Genomic DNA, 15781 nt, shown 5'->3' with positions numbered 1-15781 from the left:
CCTCTCCACCCTCCCGCCCTTACTCCCAAGCCTGCCCGAGTGCTGACGGGTCGACCTGCCCCGCCTTGCCCCGGAAGGCCCTGCCCAGCGCCTTACGCTTGAGCGCTGCCGTCAAACAACCGGCACCGCACAGGTACGCCCCCCGCCCCGGCAGCTTCCGCCGCCTGTCCGCCACCACGCCGCCCTGGGGACCTACCACGAACCGGGTGAGTTCCGCCTGTGACTTGCGAGAACCACACCCGACGCAGGTCCTGACCGGACCTGACGCCGTGATTTCCGTGGGATGTATCCCGGGCCGTTTGGTTGCGCGGCGCATCCACCTACCCCCTGTCGTTACGGTGCCTTGGCCGCTTCCACGCCCTCTGACCCGCCTGCCGATGCCAGCGCACCCCGCTCCGCGTTCAGCTCCGCGCGCAGCTTGGCTTCCTCCACCAGATAGTTCTCCGCCGCGCTCTTCAGCTGGCGGGCCTTCTTGATGCCCACGCCCGGCACGTCGCCCAGGCGGGTGAGGTCCTTCTCGTTCGCGATGTCCTCCACCGTGCGGTAGCCGGCGAGGATGAGCTGCTCGATGGTCTTCTCACCAACGCCGCGCACGCGCGCCATGCGCTCCGGCTGCGACAGCTCGTCCGGGTGGCGGCGGGCCTCGGCCAGGCGGGCCTGCTCGCGCTCGTAGTCCATGCGCGACAGTTCCTGCTGGTCCTCCACCATGCGCCTCTTGGCCTCCTCCTGCATGGAGGCGATGCGGGTGGGGTCGATGCCCGGAATCTGCGCCAGCATCTCCGCATTGGCGTCCGCGACGTCGCGCGCCTGACGGAAGCCGTGCGCGTAGAGCGTCTCCACCAGCATCTCGTTGACGCCCGGCAGGGCACCGAGCGAGCGGCTGGCGAACTCGCGCATCTCCCGCACGCGGCTCTCGCTGTTGATGTCCAGCTTCCAGCCGGTCAGCTGGGCGGCCAGGCGCACGTTCTGCCCGCGCCGGCCGATGGCCAGGGACAGCTGGTCGTCCGGGACGATGAGCTCCATGGCGTGGTTGGCCTCGTCGATGATGACGCGGCTCACTTCCGCCGGGGCCAGGGCCGAGCACACGAAGCGCGCCGGGTCCTCGTCGTAGGGGACGATGTCGATCTTCTCTCCGCGCAGCTCCTGCACCACCGCCTGCACGCGGCTGCCCTTCATGCCCACGCACGCGCCCACGGGGTCCACGTCCGAGTCGCGGCTGGACACGGCGATCTTCGCGCGGCCACCCGGCTCGCGGGCCGCCGCCTCGATGACGACGATGCCTTCGGCGATTTCCGGCACCTCCATCTCGAAGAGCTTGGTCAGCAGGTTCACGGACGCGCGCGACAGGACGATCTGCGGGCCCTTGGACTCACGGAGCACGTCCAGCACGTAGGCCTGGACGCGGTCGCCCGGGCGGTAGGTCTCACGCGGGACCTGCTCGCGGACAGGCAGCACGGACTCCGCGCGGCCCAGGTCCACCACGATGTTGCCGCGCTCGAACCGGCGGGCGATGCCCGTGACGATCTCGTTCTTGCGGTCCTTGTACTCGTTGAAGACGTTCTCGCGCTCGGCGTCGCGGGTGCGCTGCAGGATGACCTGCTTGGCCGTCTGCGCCGCGATGCGGCCGAAGCCGCGGCGGAAGGTCTTCAGGCGGAGGATGTCACCGTACTGGTCGTCCTGGGCCTTGGCTTCCGCGGCGTCCTCGTCCCGGTAGAAGATCTGGAAGACGAGCTCGTCACCGGGCTCCACTTCCATGCCCTTCTTGTGGGCCTCTTCCATGGTGATCTGGTTGACCGCCTGGACGGGGTCGTTGATCTCCGAGACCACGGTGATGGCCTGGAAGAGCTCCACGACGCCCTTCTCCGGGTCGTACTTGGCCTCCAGGTTGCGGTCCTGGCCAAAGTGCTTCTTGGCCGCGGTGTTCATCGCGTCCTCGAGGGTGGCAATGAGCACGGCCCGTTCGATGCCCTTGTCCTTGGCGACCTGATCCAGGACGAGGTTGAGGTTGACTGCCGGGTTGGCGGGCGTGGGCATGGCTGTGTCTTCTCCGAAAATGGGTCCACGGGCGGCCCTGGCGCGAACAGGGTCCCCTGTATGTCGACGTCTAGAACTCGAACTCCAGATGGGCCTTGGCGATGTCCTTGAAGGGGATGATGAAGGCACCGCCCCCTTCCACGTCCACGGAGATGGCGTCGGCCGCCACTCCGATGAGCGTGCCGCTGAAGTTCTTCCGCGGCGGGTCACCCAGCGGGCCGAAGGTCTTCACCTTGACCTTCTGCCCCTTCACCCGTTCGAAGTGCGCCGGCTTCTTCAAGGGCCGGTTCACCCCGGGGCTGGAGACCTCCAGGTTGTATTCCTGGGGGATGAAGTCCTCCACGTCGAGCACCGGATCCACCGCGCGCGACACCTGGGAGCACTCTTCCAGTCCCACCCGGCCACCGGGCTTGTCGATGAACAGCCGCAAAACCCAGCCCTCGCGCTCGCGGACGTACTCCACGTCCAGGAGCTCCAGGCCTTCGTTCGCCACGATGGGGTCCAGCAGCGCCGCTGCCTTCTCCTCCACCGTCTGTTTGATGTTCTTCGGCTCCATGGCCAGGAAACAGGTCTCCCAAAACGCGAAAAGCGGGCACGGCGGCCCACTTTTCGAATGTGATGCGTCGAAAAATGTCGGGGCGTCCCGTAACACACGCCCCCTCGGGGTGTAAAGGAAGGACACACCCCGAGGCGCCGGCTCAAACGCCCCCCGGGATTGAAGGATTCCCAGGGGTTCCGAGTGACGCCGGTGGCGTTATAACGCCCCCATGCACCTCATCGCCGCCGCACAGATGGTGTCCACCGCGGACAAGGCCCACAACCTGGATGTGGCCACGCGCCTCGTGCGCCAGGCTGCCTCCCTGGGTGCCCACCTGGTGGGCCTGCCGGAGAACTTCTCCTGGATGGGCCCGGAGCCCGAGCGCCCCTCCGCCGCGGAAGGCCTGGACGGCCCCACCCTGAGCCGGATGGCGGAGCTGGCCCGGGGGACGAAGACGACGCTGCTGGCCGGCTCCATCCTGGAGGAGGGAGCGCCCGGCGGCCGGCTCTACAACACCAGCGTCCTGTTCGGCCCGGACGGCGCCCGGCTGGCCGTCTACCGCAAGATGCACCTGTTCGACGTGGATGTGGGCGACGGTGCCACCTATCAGGAGTCCGCGGCGGTGGCGCCGGGGACGGAGGTGGTGGCGGTGGACACGGTGGTGGGCCGGCTGGGCATGAGCGTCTGCTACGACCTGCGCTTCCCGGAGCTGTACCGGCGGCTGTCGAAGGACGGGGCGACGCTGCTCGCGGTGCCGGCGGCCTTCACGATGATGACCGGCAAGGACCACTGGGAGGTGCTGCTGCGCGCCCGGGCCATTGAAAACCAGGCGTACGTGCTGGCGCCAGCGCAGGGCGGGCGGCACTCCGCGCAGCGGCTGACGTACGGCCACGCGATGGTGGTGGACCCGTGGGGCCTGGTGACGGCGCGGGCCTCCGAGGGCGAGGGCCTGGCGCTGGCGCCGGTGGACCCAGAGCTCCAGGCACGCATCCGGCGGAATTTGCCGTGCCTGGCGCACAGGCGGTTGGACTGAGCGGGCGAGAGTGAACGGGCGGGGGCGGGAGGCCCTTCCGGCGCGGCGTTTCCGGGTAGAGTGGTTTTCAGGAAGACCCCTCTGGTGAACGTACGACGCTGGCCTCCCCTGTTTTTCGCGGTCGCACTCATGGCCCTTCCTCCCGGCTGTACCGCCGATGAGAAGCCTCGTGGGCCCACCGAGGCGCCCCTGCCTCCGCCTGTTCCCCGCGCGCACCTGCGGGGGCTGACGGGGGACGTGCAGATCAAACGCGCGGTGGCGGACGAATGGAGCCCCGCGCGCGACGAGCTGCCCCTCTACGAAAACGACAAGGTCCGCACCGAGGCCGGGGCCAGCGCCCAGGTGGTGTTCGCCAATGGCAGCACGCTGCACCTGGGGGGCGATTCCCTGGTGGGCATCGCGGAGAGCAAGTTGCGAACGGACGTCACCGTCCTGCGGGGACGGGTGGACGCCACCCTGGAGAAGCCGGCCACCCAGTCGCTGTCCGTCACCACCCCATCCGCCACGGTTCGTGCGGGCAGGAAGATTGAATTCCAATGAAGGCCGCCCTCTGGCTCAGCGCGTGGATGGGGCTGTCCGTGGTGCCGTCAACCGCACCGACCGCCGTGGGGCGCGAGCCTCCGGACGGCACGACCCTTCCCGGAGGCGGCGCCTCGGCGGCCCCTCGCAAGGCACCCGGTACGGAGCCGCAGACGGCGCTCAAGGCGCTGGAGATGTCGCGCGCGGCGGTGAAGGCCGCGCCGAACGATGCGCGCCGCCGTGAAGCCGAGTCCCGCCTGAAGGACGCGGAGGCGCACTTCCAGGCCGCCCGGTACGCGGACGCGCTGCACAAGGCGGACGAGGCGTGGGCGCTGCTCAACCCGCAGCAGCCGTCCAACTTCACGGTGGAGGTGGACCACGACGGCGGCACCACCACCGTCACCCACCGGCAGGGGCCTCCCGTCACCGTGGAGGCGCAGCACGCCACCCGCGTGCTGGCGAAGGGCGAGTCCGTGCGCGTGCAGCAGGGCACCGTGCTGCCGGAGCCGCCCGGCGCGCCGCAGCTGGCGCAGCCCGCGGACAAGGCCCGCTTCGCGCTGAAGGCCTCGCCCAACGGACTCCTGGGGCCGGTGACGCTGGCGTGGGCCTCCGTCACGGGCGCCACGCGCTACGAGGTGGAGGTCGTCGCGGAAGGCGTGGAGGGCGGAGCGGCACCGGCGCCGGTGCGCACGGTGCAGGCCGCGCGGCAATGGACGTTGCCGGCGCTGCCCGCGGGCCGTTATCGCTGGACGGTGACGGCGGTGAGTCCGGAGCAGGGGCGGTCCCTGCCCTCCCAGACACGGCGCTTCGAGCTGGCCGCGGAATCGCTCGAACTCAACGTCAAGGTGAAGGACGGGTGGCAGAAGTAGCCGCCTGACCCGAGCGAGGAGCCACCGCCGTGCGACTTTTCAAAGCCATCCTCCTCCTGATGCTGGTGGTCAGCATCATCCCCACGCTGATGGTGGGCTGGTTGTCGGTGTCCCATACGCGCGAGCTGCTCATCCGCGATGCGCAGGAGCTGGCGCAGGAGCGCGTGAAGCAGCTGCGGCTCAAGGCGGAGAGCTTCCTGGAGGACCCCACGGAGCGCGTGGTGGGACTGTCCAGCGTGCCGGGCGGATTCTTCACGCTGCCGCAAGACACGCAGCGGCTGCACATCGCGGCGGTGCTCAACCAGCGCCCGGAGTTGCTGGCGCTCACCGTGTTCGGCGCGGACCGGCAGCGGCTGCCCGGCCTGCAGGCCTTCGCGGTGCACGACATGGCGCCCAGCGGGGTGGCGGAGCACGAGGAGCGCGCGCGGGCCCTGTTGGACGAGGGGCTCACCGGGGTGCGCTACTCGGACGTGGTGGCGTCCCACGGCGGCGGCGGGCCGGTGGTGACGCTGGCCGTCCCCGTGGGTGACCCGGTGCAGGGCTACATGGCCGCGGACATCACGCTCGCGGGCCTGCGGCAGATGCTGGCGCAGGAGCGCGTGGGCAGCACGGGGTTCGCGTACCTGGCGGACCGGCATGGCCGCCTGATTACCGGCGGCGGTGACCTGGGCGCGGTGGGTGACGACGTGTCGAAGCGGCTGCCCCTGGCGCACCTGCTCAAGCAGCGCGAGGGCACGCCCGACACGGAGCTGTTCCACGTGGGCAACTTCGGCGAGGGGCGCGACGCGGTGGTGTCCGCGTACTCGGTGCTGCCGGAGGCGGGCTGGGCCATCGTGTCCGAGCAGCCCGTGGAGAACGCCTACCGCCAGGTTGAGTCGATGGAGCGGCGCATCCTCCTGGGCCTGGGCGGAGCCTTCCTGGTGGCGCTGGTGCTGGCGGCCATCTTCTCCCGCAACCTCACGCAGCCGCTGAAGACCTTCATCGCGACGTCGCTGGAGCTGGCGCGCGGCAAGTTCGGCGTGGAGGTGCACCTGAAGCAGAAGAACGAGCTGGGGGAGCTGGCCCAGACGTTCAACTACATGAGCAAGCAACTCATGGCGTACGACATGGAGACGCGCGGCCTCTACGAGAGCCTGGAGAAGGGCTACCTGGAGACCATCGTCGCGCTGGCCAACTCCATCGACTCCAAGGACGCGTACACGCGTGGCCACAGCCAGCGGGTGGGCGACGTGGCGGTGGAGATTGGCAAGGAGCTGAAGCTCACCGAGCGCGAGCTGCGGCAACTGCAGTACGGCGGCATCCTCCACGACATCGGGAAGATTGGCATCCCGGAGAACATCCTCTGCAAGCAGTCCCGGCTCACCGACCAGGAGATGTCCCTGATGCGCGAGCACCCCGCCATTGGCGACGCCATCATCGGGCCGGTGACGTTCCTGGGTTCGGTGCGCGCGTGCGTGCGCCACCACCATGAGCGCTGGGACGGCACGGGCTACCCGGACAAGCTCAAGGGCGAGGCCATCCCGATGCTCGCGCGCATCGTGGCGTGCGCGGACACCTTCGATGCGTGCACCTCCACGCGCCCCTACCAGAAGGCCATGCCGCTGGAGAAGGCGATGGAGATCCTGGACAACCTGAGCGGCGCGCAGCTGGACCCCAAGGTGGTGCTGGCGCTGCGCGCGGTGCTGGCCCAGCGGGGCGTGCGGCTGGAAGGCCACCGGCAGCCCGTCAAGCTGGCTTCCTGAAGCCTTGGTTCCCCGGGTCCTTCGCTTTCGCGGCAGGCCCCCCACTCCGCCGGAAGGATGGTAGGGAGGGGCTGCTGCTCCAAAGCCTTGGAAGGTGTACCGGTGAGCAATTTCTGGGATCGCATCAAGCCCGCGCCCAAGCCCGTCAGCGCGACGGATGCGAAGCTGTCCGCGGACGGCGAGTCGCTGACGCTGACGTGGGATGACGGCGTGACGACGACCGCCACCGCGCAGGTGCTGCGCCAGCAGTGCCCGTGCGCCGCGTGCGTGGACGAGTGGACGGCGAAGCGCACGCTGGACCCCTCGCAGGTGCCCGCGAACCTGCGCGTGCTGCAGATGCAGCCGGTGGGCAACTACGCGCTCGCGTTCGTCTTCAGCGACCAGCACACCACGGGCATCTACCCGTGGAATCACCTGCGCGAAATCACCCAGTCACAGGGGTGAAGCGCCCCACCGCGTCCTTCCGGAGGTCCCCGTGACGTCGCGCTACCGGCTGCTGCAACCCCTGGCCACGGGAGGCATGGCGGAGCTGTTCCTGGGCGTGGCGAAGGGCGCGGAGGGCTTCGAGCGGACCGTGGCCATCAAGCGCGTGCTGCCGCACCTGGCGCGCGAGCCGGACATCTCCCGGATGTTCGTCTCCGAGGCGCGGCTGGCCATGCTGCTGCAGCACCAGAACATCGTCACCGTGCACGACGTGGGGGAGAGCGCGGAAGGGCTCTTCCTGGTGATGGAGCTGGTGGACGGCTGGGACCTGGGCGCGCTGATCCGCGCGGTGACGCGCCAGGGACTGCGCATTCCTCCGCACCTGGCGGTGTTCATCGCGAGCCAGGCGCAGGCGGGATTGCAGCACGCGTACCGCCGCCAGCACGACGGCCACCCGGTGGTGACGGCGCACCGGGACGTGTCCCCGTCCAACCTGCTGGTGTCGCGCGAAGGCGAGGTGAAGGTCACGGACTTCGGTATCGCGCGGCTGGCGGGCCTGTCGCGCACGGAGCCCGGGGCCTTCAAGGGCAAGGTGCCGTATGCGGCGCCGGAAGTGCTCCGGGGCGAGCCGGCCACGGCGCTGAGCGACCAGTTCTCGCTGGGCACCCTCCTGGCGGAGCTGCTCGCGGGGCAGCACCCGTTCGGGTCGGTGGCGGCGGAGCCGATGGCGGTGGCGTACTCCATCCTCAACCGCGCGCCCTCGTCGCTGCCGGACGTGCCGGCGTCGCTGGCCACGCTGGTGCTGCGCATGCTGTCGCGCGACCCGGCGGCCCGCTTTCCGGAGCCGGAGGACGTGTCGGAGGCGTTGGCGCGGTGGCTCGCGCAGACGGGGGAGCCCGCGTCGTCGCACGCGCTGGCGACCTTCCTGCGCGGCGTCCGGCTGCCCCTGTCCGTGGGAGAGGTGGCCCAGGCCGCGCTCGCGGAGGCCCCGGCTTCGACGTCGGCGTCGTTCGTGATGTCCGCCGTGCCGCTCGAGGGCGTGGACACGGGGCGCATCCCGTCCGCGTCTGGCGCACGACAGGCCACGATGGCTTATGGCGCTTCGCCAGCGTGGAAGGCGCCTCCGGCCTCTGTCCCCGTGGCGGCGGAGGAAGAGGAGCCGTGGAGCCCACCGGCCGGAGGCGTCTCGCTGTCCGCGTCCGGCGCCGTGGTCCACACCTGTGCCCTGTGCGGTTCGGCGCTGGAGTCCCCTGACTCTCCCTGTGAGTCCTGCACGCGCGGGCCTTCCGGGCGTTGGAGCGATGCGGGCGAGGCTCCTGCGATGGCTCCCGACGCGTCCGTGCCGGGACGCGACCCTGCGGCCCCGCATGGCTCCGCGCGGCCAGGCCCTTCGCGGCCTCAGGCGAACGCGCCCGCGATGGCGACGTCCGCACCCGCTTGGGCGCAGGCGAATGGGCCCACTGGGGCCGCTGCTTCTCGGCCTCAGGCGAACGCGGCGTCGTCGTCCGCACCCGCTCGGGCTCCGGCGAGTGGGCCCAGTGGAGCGCCTGATTCTCGACCGCAGACGAGTGCGGCGACCCCTGCCTCGCGAGCCCGGACGCAGGCGCCCTCCCCCGCCCCGGCGGATGCTCCCGCGCTGGCCACGCAGTCCATCTCGGACGTGGACGACGCGGAGCGGATGAACCGGCCCAGCATCCGTCAGGCGGCTCAGGGTGACCTGGAGCTGGAGGAGCGCGCGCCCCGGGCGGAGAGTTCGCCGTCGGAGTTCGAGCCCATGGCGCCTTCCCGCTCCCGCGGGCGCTGGGGACCGGCCGTGGCGCTGCTCGGCATCGCGGCAGTGCTCGCTGCGGGCGCGCTGTTCGTGTGGCCCCGCTACGAGCTCCAGGTGCTGCGCGCGCTCGGACTCCCGTCAGCGGTCCTGTCCATCCGCAGCGAGCCCTCCGGCGCCACCGTCCTGGTGGACGGCGTGGAGGTGGGCGTGACGCCGCTGGTGATGGACAACGTCTACCCCGCGCGCTCCGTCCCCGTGCAGCTCAAGCTCAAGGGCTACCGCGTCTGGACGGGGGCGTTCATGGGCGGCAAGAAGTCGGACGTGGCGGCGGAGCTCAAGCGCTGACGCTCCGCCAGGCCCGTCGTCCTACTTCACCAGCCGCAGGTGGCCACGGCGCGGCGGCTGCGGCTCGTCCGGGGGGCCTCCCTCGGGCGGCGGCGGAGGCGCCACCTCCGGACGCGACTCCGGCTCTTCGGTGTGCTCGGCCTGCACCTCGCGCAGAAAGGCACGGGGCCGCTCCGCGGCCACGGGCACCGGCGCGGGCTGCGGCGGACGCGCGACGGAGGCGGACGCCACCGGCGGCTGCTGGAGCAGCTCCGGCGGCATCTCCTCCGGGTACATCCAGAACTCCTTCGTCACGTGGCTGGCGATGGCGAACAGCGCCGACCAGGGCACCGCCACCGTGAAGCGCGAACCGGAGAAGCTCAGCGTGCAGCGCACGCCCCACTCGCCCACCGTGAGGTCGGGGGGCTCGAAACGGTAGGAGAGGTTGAGGCGCAGGTGCGCTTCGCCCCTGAGGCTGGCGGGGACGAGCACGCCCGGACGACGCGCGTCCAGGTGGATCATCACCATGCCCTGGTCGAGCGCGGCCAACAGCCGCTCCTTCTTGTCGGAAACCTTCTTGTCCATTCCAGCGTGTCCGGCAGGGGAATTGCGGGAGCGCCCTCAACGACGGCGCACTTCCCGGTCCATCTCCCGCTTCGTCTCCCGTTCCTTGATGTCGTGACGGCGGTCTTCGTGCGTCTTGCCGCGGCACAGGCCCAGTTCCACCTTGGCCCGTCCCTTCCTGAAGTACAGCACGAGCGGGATGATGGAGTAACCGCGCTCGCGAACCTTCGCCGTCCACCGGTCTATCTCCGCCCGGTGCATCAGCAGCTTCCGGCCCCGGGTGGGAAGGTGGTCGAAGACGCTGGCCGCCTTGTAGGAGCCGATGTGGGCGTTGAGCAGGAACAGCTCCGTGCCCTTCTGGAGCGCGTAGGCGTCCGACAGGTTGGCCGTTCCTTCACGCAACGACTTCACCTCGCTCCCCGTGAGCTCCAGCCCGGCCTCTATCTTCTCATCCACCGTGTAGTCGAAGCGCGCACGCCGATTCTCGGCGATGAGCTTCACCCCCGGCTCCGCACCCACACCCTTCGACTTTCCAGCGGCCATAACGTGTCCCGGGTCTCCTAACCGGCCAGCGGCATGTTGTCGATGAGCCGCGTGGTGCCCGAGAAGGCCGCCACCAGCATGCGCGCCGTCTGTCCGGGCGCCACCGAGTCCAGGGGTGAAAGCGTCCCGGCGTCCCGAACCTCCACGTAGTCCTCGCGGAGGTCCGCCGCCTGCAATTCACGGCGGGCGGCCTCCACCAACGCCCGTGTGTCCCGGGTGCCGGAGGCGAGCAGGGCCTGGGCCGCCCGGATGCCCTTCGACAGGGCGAGCGCCCGCTGGCGTCCATCCGCGGACAGATAGGCGTTGCGGCTGCTCATGGCCAGCCCGTCCGCTTCCCGCACCGTGGGCATGCCCACGATGTCCGCGCCCAGGTGCAGGTCGCGGTTGAGCGTCTTGATGACCTGGAGCTGCTGGTAGTCCTTCTCTCCGAACAGCGCCACGGCCGGCCGGAACAGCGCCAACAGCTGCGTGACGATGGTGGCGACGCCCTGGAAGTGGCCGGGACGCCGCTCGCCGCACAGCCCCTGGCTGACCTCCGTGACGTCCACGTAGGTCTGGTAGCCCGGGGGGTACATCGCCGCGGGCTCGGGCGCGAACACGGCCGTGACGCCCGCGTTCGCGCACCTGGCCAGGTCCCCGTCGAAGTCGCGCGGGTAGCGCGCCAGGTCTTCGCTGGGACCGAACTGCGTGGGGTTCACGAAGATGGACGCAGCCACCACGTCCGCGCGCCGGCCGCCCTCTCTCATGAGCGAGACATGTCCCTCATGGAGGAAGCCCATGGTGGGCACGAGCGCCAGCGTCTTGCCCTCCTTCTGGAGGGACGCGACCCAGGCCTTCACTTCCGGAACGGTGCGCAGGACGTGGGGTGCCATGGCTAGACGGGAGCCCCGTAGATGCCGCCGACCTTCTCCGCGGGCTCGCCAGCACCTTCCGCTTCGGGGGCCGCCGGCGTGGGCGTCACCAGCCGGATGCCCTTGGTGGCCTTGAAGCTGTGCTCTTCATCCGGGAAGGTGCCCGCGCGCACTTCGGAGAAGTACGTGTTCGCGGCCTCCTTGATGTTCCCGTGCAGGTTGGCGAAGCGCTTCACGAACTTCGGCTTGAAGTCCGGGTTCATGCCCAGCAGGTCGTAGCAGACCAGCACCTGGCCATCACAGTGCTTGCCCGCTCCAATGCCGATGGTCGGAATCTTCAGGCTCTGGGTGATGGTGCGCGCCAGCTCCAGCGGCACGCCCTCCAGCACCAGCGCATAGGCGCCGGCGGCCTCCAGCGCGAGCGCGTCATCCAGCATGCGGCGCGCGGCGTCCTCGTCGCGGCCCTGCACCACGTAGCCGCCCATCTTGTGCACGGACTGCGGCGTCAGCCCCAGGTGGCCCATGACGGGGATGCTGGCGCGGACGATGGCGCGCACGGTTTCGGCGAACTCGGCGCCGCCCTCCAGCTTCACGCTGCCCACGTTGCCTTCGGAGACGAGCCGCCCGGCGTTGCGCACCGCCTCTTGCGGCGACACCTGGTAGCTCATGAAGGGCAGGTCGCCCACCACGTGCGCCCGCTTCGCGCCGCGAGCCACCGCCGCCGCGTGGTAGACCATCTGGTCCATGGTGACGGGCAGCGTGGACTCCTGGCCCTGGATGACCATGCCCAGCGAGTCACCGACCAGGAGCACGTCCGCGCCGCCCTCATCGAGGATGCGCGCGAACGTCGCGTCGTAGGCGGTGACCATGCAGATCTTCTGACCGGACTGCTTCAGGCGCTTCAGCGTGTGGATGGTGACCTTGTCCTTCACGGTTCACCTCCTGTGGCAAGACGGGTGGGACAGCCGCGTGGAACTTCAGGCCCCTCGCCGTCCCAGGGGGGATCGCCGGAGGCCGGGGGTTCCACGGGGATGCACTCTAACGCCCTCGGGGCCTCGTGGGGGTTTAACCCACGCCAGGCAGCCAGGCGGGCGGCGGCCGTCAGCCCCGGCGGGACTTGGGGGTGTAGTGCTGCACGCCGGATTTCGCGTTCTGGATGGCCAGCAGCAGGTCCTCGCGGTCGGCTTCGTTGTGCACGAAGTCGATGTCCGACGTGTTCACGACCAGGAGCGGCGTGTCCTGATAGTGCGCGAAGAAGTCGTTGTACGCGTGCGTGAGCGACTCCAGGTAGCCCGCGTCGAACTTGCGCTCGAATTCACGGCCGCGCTTCTTGATGCGATGCAGCAGCACGTCCAGCTGGGCCTGGAGGTAGATGACCAGGTCGGGCTGCGGGACGCGGGGCCCCAGCGCCTCGAAGACGCGGTCGTAGAGCGCCAGCTCGTCCGAGGCCAGCGTGAGGTTGGCGAAGATGCGGTCCTTCGCGAACAGGTAGTCGCTCACGGTGACGGAGCGGAACAGGTCCTGTTGGAAGAGCTCCTGCTGCTGGCGGAAGCGCGAGAGCAGGAAGAACACCTGCGTCTGGAACGCGAACTTCTGCCGGTCCGCGTAGAAGCTGGAGAGGAAGGGATTCTCCTCCACCACCTCTAGAATGCGGCGGCTGCCCAGTCGCTCCGTGAGGAGGTTGGTGAGGCTCGTCTTGCCCACGCCGATGGGGCCTTCGACGACGATGTAGCGGTGGTCCATCGGCCCGAGGCCTCCGCCCCCGGAAAGCCACGCATGAGACACATGCGCGCGCGGGGGGCGGATAACACAACCATGCCCCCGTGCATCCGGCAATTTTCGCCGGATCACCCGACCCTTGCGCCCTTGGGGGTCATCCCCTACGGTGCCCGCGAACACGCAAGCAGCGGGAGCGACGGGCCACAGATGCGCGGCAGGCAGCGGGTGAAGACGGCGGTGGTGGACCTGGTGGAGCCCACGGAAGTGGTGCCCGCCGCCCGTACGGCCACGGCCCCTCCCGCACCTCCGGTGGACGTGGATCCACTCTATGGCGTGGCCCTGCTGAAGACGGCCTTCGAGCTGAAGCGCCGGCCGGAGGGCTCCGTGGACGAGGTCCTCAGCGGCGTGCTCGCGCGCCTGCGCATCGATGAGGACGAGTTCCGCGCGTTCCTCTCCCAGCAGGGTGGGCTTCTGGCCGCGCTGGGCCAGAAGCGCTGAACGTCCCCTACTCTTCTGAAGTTTCCGCTTCCGGCGCGTCCGGGGGCGGCGGTGCCATGGCGGTGACAGGCCCCAGGGCGCGCTCGATGGAAGCGAACTCCTCCGGGGAGAGCGTCTCCGCGCGGCGACCCGGGTCGATGCCCGCCGTCTTGAGCGCCGCGAGCATCACCTCTGGCGACGCCAGGCCCTTGTCGGACTTGAGCGAGTTGATCAGCGTCTTGCGGCGCTGCGCGAAGCTGGCCTTCACCAGCCGCGTGAAGCGGGCCTCGTCCACCAGCGGGGCGCGGGGCTTCTTGAGCCGCGTGAGGCGCAGCACGGCGGAGTCCACCTTCGGAGGCGGATGGAAGCGCCACGCCTCCAGCGTGAGCACCTGCTCCACGTCGAAGTGCAGGCCGAGCAGCACCGTGAGCAAGCCGTAGTCGCGGTTGCCAGGCTCCGCGGCCAGCCGCACCACGACCTCCTTCTGGAGCGTGAAGACGGCACGCGAGATGCGGGCGCGCTGCGCGAGCACCTGGAAGAGGATGGGGCTGGTGAGGTGGTACGGCAGGTTGCCCACGAGCGCGATGTCGTCCGCGCCGGCCACCTGGGCGAAGTCCACCGTGGCGGCGTTGCCGGGCACCACGCGCACGCCGGGGATGGCTTCCTTCTCCAGCACGGCCACCATGTCGCGGTCGCGCTCCACGGCGGTGACGCGCGCGCCGGTGGCGGCGAGGAAGCGCGTGAGGTGGCCCAGGCCCGGGCCCAGCTCCACCACGGGTTCACCCTCGCGCAGCTCGAGCGCGTCCGAGATGGACTGGAGCGCGTCCGGGTCTCCGAGGAAGTTCTGTCCCCAGCTGTGCTTGGCCCGCAGGCCGTGGCGCTTGAGGATGTCGCGCGGAGAATCCACTGTCAGGCCCCTACTCCATGCGCCAGGCGGGGTCGGCCGCGAGGCGGAAATCACCGCGCAAGCCGCGGCGCCACGCTTCATACCCCGCGACGGCGATCATCGCGCCATTGTCCGTGCACAGCCGCACCGGCGGAAGGAACATGCGCAGGCCCCGCTCCTCCGCGCGCTGCTTGCACAGCGCCCTGAGCCGCGAGTTCGCCGCCACCCCGCCGCACAGCACCAGTTGGTTGTGGCCCAGCTTCTTGGCCGCGGCGACGAGCTTCTTCGACAGCACGTCCGCCACCGCCTCCTGGAACGACGCGCACAGGTCGTGGAGGGCCTGGCCCTCCGGCACGCCGTGCTTCTGGACGTGGTGGAGCACCGACGTCTTCAGGCCGGAGAAGGACACGTCCAGGTTGTCGCCGGGCAGCGCGCGCGGGAAGCGGATGGCCTCCGGGTTGCCCTTCTGGGCCAGCTCATCGATGGGCTGCCCGCCCGGGTACGGCAGGCCGAGGATGCGCGCCGTCTTGTCGTAGGCCTCGCCCGCGGCGTCGTCGCGCGTGCGGCCCACGAGGCGGTAGTTCCCGTAGTCGCGCACTTCGTAGAGGCTGGTGTGGCCGCCGGAGACGACGAGCCCCAGGAAGGGCGGCGCGGGCGCGTCCTCCAGCAGGCGGATGGCGAGCAGGTGCCCTTCCAGGTGGTTGGCGCCCACGAAGGGCTTGCCGGTGGCGAGGCTCAGCCCCTTGGCCACCTGGAGCCCCACGAGCAGCGCGCCGATGAGACCGGGGCCGGACGTGACGGCGATGAGGTCGATGTCGTCCAGCGTCTTGTCCGCGCGCGTGAGGGCCTCGTGGACGACGGGCATCACCTGGACGATGTGGTTGCGGCTGGCCAGCTCCGGCACGACGCCGCCCCAGCGGCGGTGGATGTCCACCTGCGTGGAGACGACGTCCGACAGGACGCGCCGCCCGTCCTCCACGACGGCGGCGGCGGTTTCATCGCACGAGGTTTCAAGTCCCAGGACGAGCACGACGACTCCGACAACAAGGGCGGGCAGGAGGCGGACAGGCCGCCTCCCCTGCTCATTTCATCCCATTGAGCAGGGCACGCACCTCGTCCGCCGAGCTTCCCGTCGGTTCGAGGAACAGATACTTCTTATAGGCCTCGGCCGCTCGGGTTTGATCACCGGAGAACTGCCGCGAGCTGCCCAGCCAGAACCAGGCCTTCGCGTTCTTGGGCTCCGCATTGACGACGTCCTGGAGCAGCTTGGCCGCTTCCCGGTAGCCGGCCTCGCTGGTGCTGCTGTTGTTGGCCAGCGAGATGCCCAGGCCCGTCTTCGCCTCGATGGAGTCGCTGTCGAGCGCGAGCGCCTTGCGGTAGGCGGTCACGGCCGCCTTGAAGCTCTTGCGGCCCATCGCCGCACGGCCGTCCTTGATGAAGTCCGCGTAGGTGGCCTTCGCCTGCACCACGGGCGGGGTGGTCTCCGGG

Annotated in this window: 18 protein-coding genes; 7 read left to right on the top strand and 11 right to left on the bottom strand. The window is 70.0% G+C overall.

Annotated elements, in window-relative coordinates; genetic code table 11:
• Window positions 1-19: 19 nt before the first annotated feature.
• The 3 genes from D7Y11_RS36015 to rimP all read right to left on the bottom strand — a co-directional run bounded on the left by D7Y11_RS36015 (window position 20) and on the right by rimP (window position 2590).
• Window positions 20-316, bottom strand: a complete 297-nt coding sequence (locus D7Y11_RS36015; protein WP_121755456.1) for a YlxR family RNase P modulator — start codon at window positions 314-316, stop codon at window positions 20-22.
• Between the two features lie 17 nt (window positions 317-333).
• Complete coding sequence (nusA, locus tag D7Y11_RS36010) at window positions 334-2034, bottom strand: transcription termination factor NusA (RefSeq protein WP_120580021.1); 1701 nt, start codon at window positions 2032-2034, stop codon at window positions 334-336.
• A gap of 70 nt (window positions 2035-2104) precedes the next feature.
• Window positions 2105-2590 carry a ribosome maturation factor RimP gene (rimP, locus tag D7Y11_RS36005; RefSeq protein WP_120580020.1) on the bottom strand — a complete coding sequence of 162 codons (486 nt, stop codon included), beginning with the start codon at window positions 2588-2590 and terminating at the stop codon, window positions 2105-2107.
• A gap of 211 nt (window positions 2591-2801) precedes the next feature.
• On the opposite strand from rimP, the gene D7Y11_RS36000 reads away from it, so the two are divergent.
• From D7Y11_RS36000 to D7Y11_RS35975, 6 genes are all read left to right on the top strand, one after another.
• Window positions 2802-3605, top strand: coding sequence for a carbon-nitrogen hydrolase family protein (locus tag D7Y11_RS36000; RefSeq protein ID WP_126935939.1), 804 nt, complete (start codon window positions 2802-2804; stop codon window positions 3603-3605).
• A gap of 129 nt (window positions 3606-3734) precedes the next feature.
• The gene (locus tag D7Y11_RS35995; RefSeq protein ID WP_169821806.1) at window positions 3735-4145 is read left to right on the top strand and encodes a FecR family protein; all 411 of its coding nucleotides are present in this window, start codon (window positions 3735-3737) and stop codon (window positions 4143-4145) included.
• Window positions 4142-4993 carry a peptidoglycan-binding protein LysM gene (locus tag D7Y11_RS35990; protein WP_120580017.1) on the top strand — a complete coding sequence of 284 codons (852 nt, stop codon included), beginning with the start codon at window positions 4142-4144 and terminating at the stop codon, window positions 4991-4993. The genes D7Y11_RS35995 and D7Y11_RS35990 overlap by 4 nt, the downstream gene beginning before the upstream one ends.
• Before the next feature lie 29 nt (window positions 4994-5022).
• Window positions 5023-6735, top strand: coding sequence for an HD domain-containing phosphohydrolase (locus D7Y11_RS35985; RefSeq protein WP_120580016.1), 1713 nt, complete (start codon window positions 5023-5025; stop codon window positions 6733-6735).
• A gap of 57 nt (window positions 6736-6792) precedes the next feature.
• Window positions 6793-7179, top strand: coding sequence for a DUF971 domain-containing protein (locus D7Y11_RS35980; protein WP_120580015.1), 387 nt, complete (start codon window positions 6793-6795; stop codon window positions 7177-7179).
• 31 nt (window positions 7180-7210) lie between these two features.
• The gene (locus D7Y11_RS35975; RefSeq protein WP_126935938.1) at window positions 7211-9274 is read left to right on the top strand and encodes a protein kinase; all 2064 of its coding nucleotides are present in this window, start codon (window positions 7211-7213) and stop codon (window positions 9272-9274) included.
• Window positions 9275-9295: 21 nt separating this feature from the next.
• On the opposite strand, the gene D7Y11_RS35970 is transcribed toward D7Y11_RS35975, so the two are convergent.
• The 5 genes from D7Y11_RS35970 to D7Y11_RS35950 form a co-directional block, all read right to left on the bottom strand.
• On the bottom strand, window positions 9296-9838 hold the full coding sequence (locus D7Y11_RS35970) for a ClpXP protease specificity-enhancing factor SspB (protein ID WP_120580013.1): 543 nt from the start codon (window positions 9836-9838) through the stop codon (window positions 9296-9298).
• A gap of 36 nt (window positions 9839-9874) precedes the next feature.
• Window positions 9875-10360 carry an SsrA-binding protein SmpB gene (smpB, locus tag D7Y11_RS35965; RefSeq protein WP_014398822.1) on the bottom strand — a complete coding sequence of 162 codons (486 nt, stop codon included), beginning with the start codon at window positions 10358-10360 and terminating at the stop codon, window positions 9875-9877.
• Between the two features lie 17 nt (window positions 10361-10377).
• Window positions 10378-11232: a pantoate--beta-alanine ligase gene (gene panC, locus D7Y11_RS35960; protein WP_126935937.1), complete on the bottom strand. Its 855-nt coding sequence runs from the start codon at window positions 11230-11232 to the stop codon at window positions 10378-10380.
• A gap of 2 nt (window positions 11233-11234) precedes the next feature.
• Window positions 11235-12143, bottom strand: a complete 909-nt coding sequence (panB, locus tag D7Y11_RS35955; RefSeq protein WP_120580011.1) for a 3-methyl-2-oxobutanoate hydroxymethyltransferase — start codon at window positions 12141-12143, stop codon at window positions 11235-11237.
• A 169-nt stretch (window positions 12144-12312) separates the two neighbouring features.
• Complete coding sequence (locus tag D7Y11_RS35950; protein ID WP_120580010.1) at window positions 12313-12954, bottom strand: deoxynucleoside kinase; 642 nt, start codon at window positions 12952-12954, stop codon at window positions 12313-12315.
• A 183-nt stretch (window positions 12955-13137) separates the two neighbouring features.
• On the opposite strand from D7Y11_RS35950, the gene D7Y11_RS35945 reads away from it, so the two are divergent.
• The gene (locus D7Y11_RS35945) at window positions 13138-13428 is read left to right on the top strand and encodes a hypothetical protein (RefSeq protein ID WP_120580009.1); all 291 of its coding nucleotides are present in this window, start codon (window positions 13138-13140) and stop codon (window positions 13426-13428) included.
• A gap of 7 nt (window positions 13429-13435) precedes the next feature.
• Here D7Y11_RS35945 and rsmA read toward each other — a convergent pair whose 3' ends face one another.
• The 3 genes from rsmA to D7Y11_RS35930 all read right to left on the bottom strand — a co-directional run.
• Window positions 13436-14314 carry a 16S rRNA (adenine(1518)-N(6)/adenine(1519)-N(6))-dimethyltransferase RsmA gene (rsmA, locus tag D7Y11_RS35940; protein ID WP_126935936.1) on the bottom strand — a complete coding sequence of 293 codons (879 nt, stop codon included), beginning with the start codon at window positions 14312-14314 and terminating at the stop codon, window positions 13436-13438.
• Window positions 14315-14324: 10 nt separating this feature from the next.
• Window positions 14325-15323: a tRNA (adenosine(37)-N6)-threonylcarbamoyltransferase complex transferase subunit TsaD gene (gene tsaD, locus D7Y11_RS35935; protein WP_120580007.1), complete on the bottom strand. Its 999-nt coding sequence runs from the start codon at window positions 15321-15323 to the stop codon at window positions 14325-14327.
• A 52-nt stretch (window positions 15324-15375) separates the two neighbouring features.
• Window positions 15376-15781: tetratricopeptide repeat protein (locus tag D7Y11_RS35930; protein ID WP_126935935.1), on the bottom strand; the 406-nt coding region annotated here is incomplete at its 5' end.

It is taken from the genome of Corallococcus sp. AB018 (assembly GCF_003986945.1).
In the GTDB taxonomy this organism is placed as follows: domain Bacteria; phylum Myxococcota; class Myxococcia; order Myxococcales; family Myxococcaceae; genus Corallococcus; species Corallococcus exiguus.
Note: the sequence above shows the minus strand (reverse complement) of the source record. Positions and strands in the feature narration are given on the sequence as shown.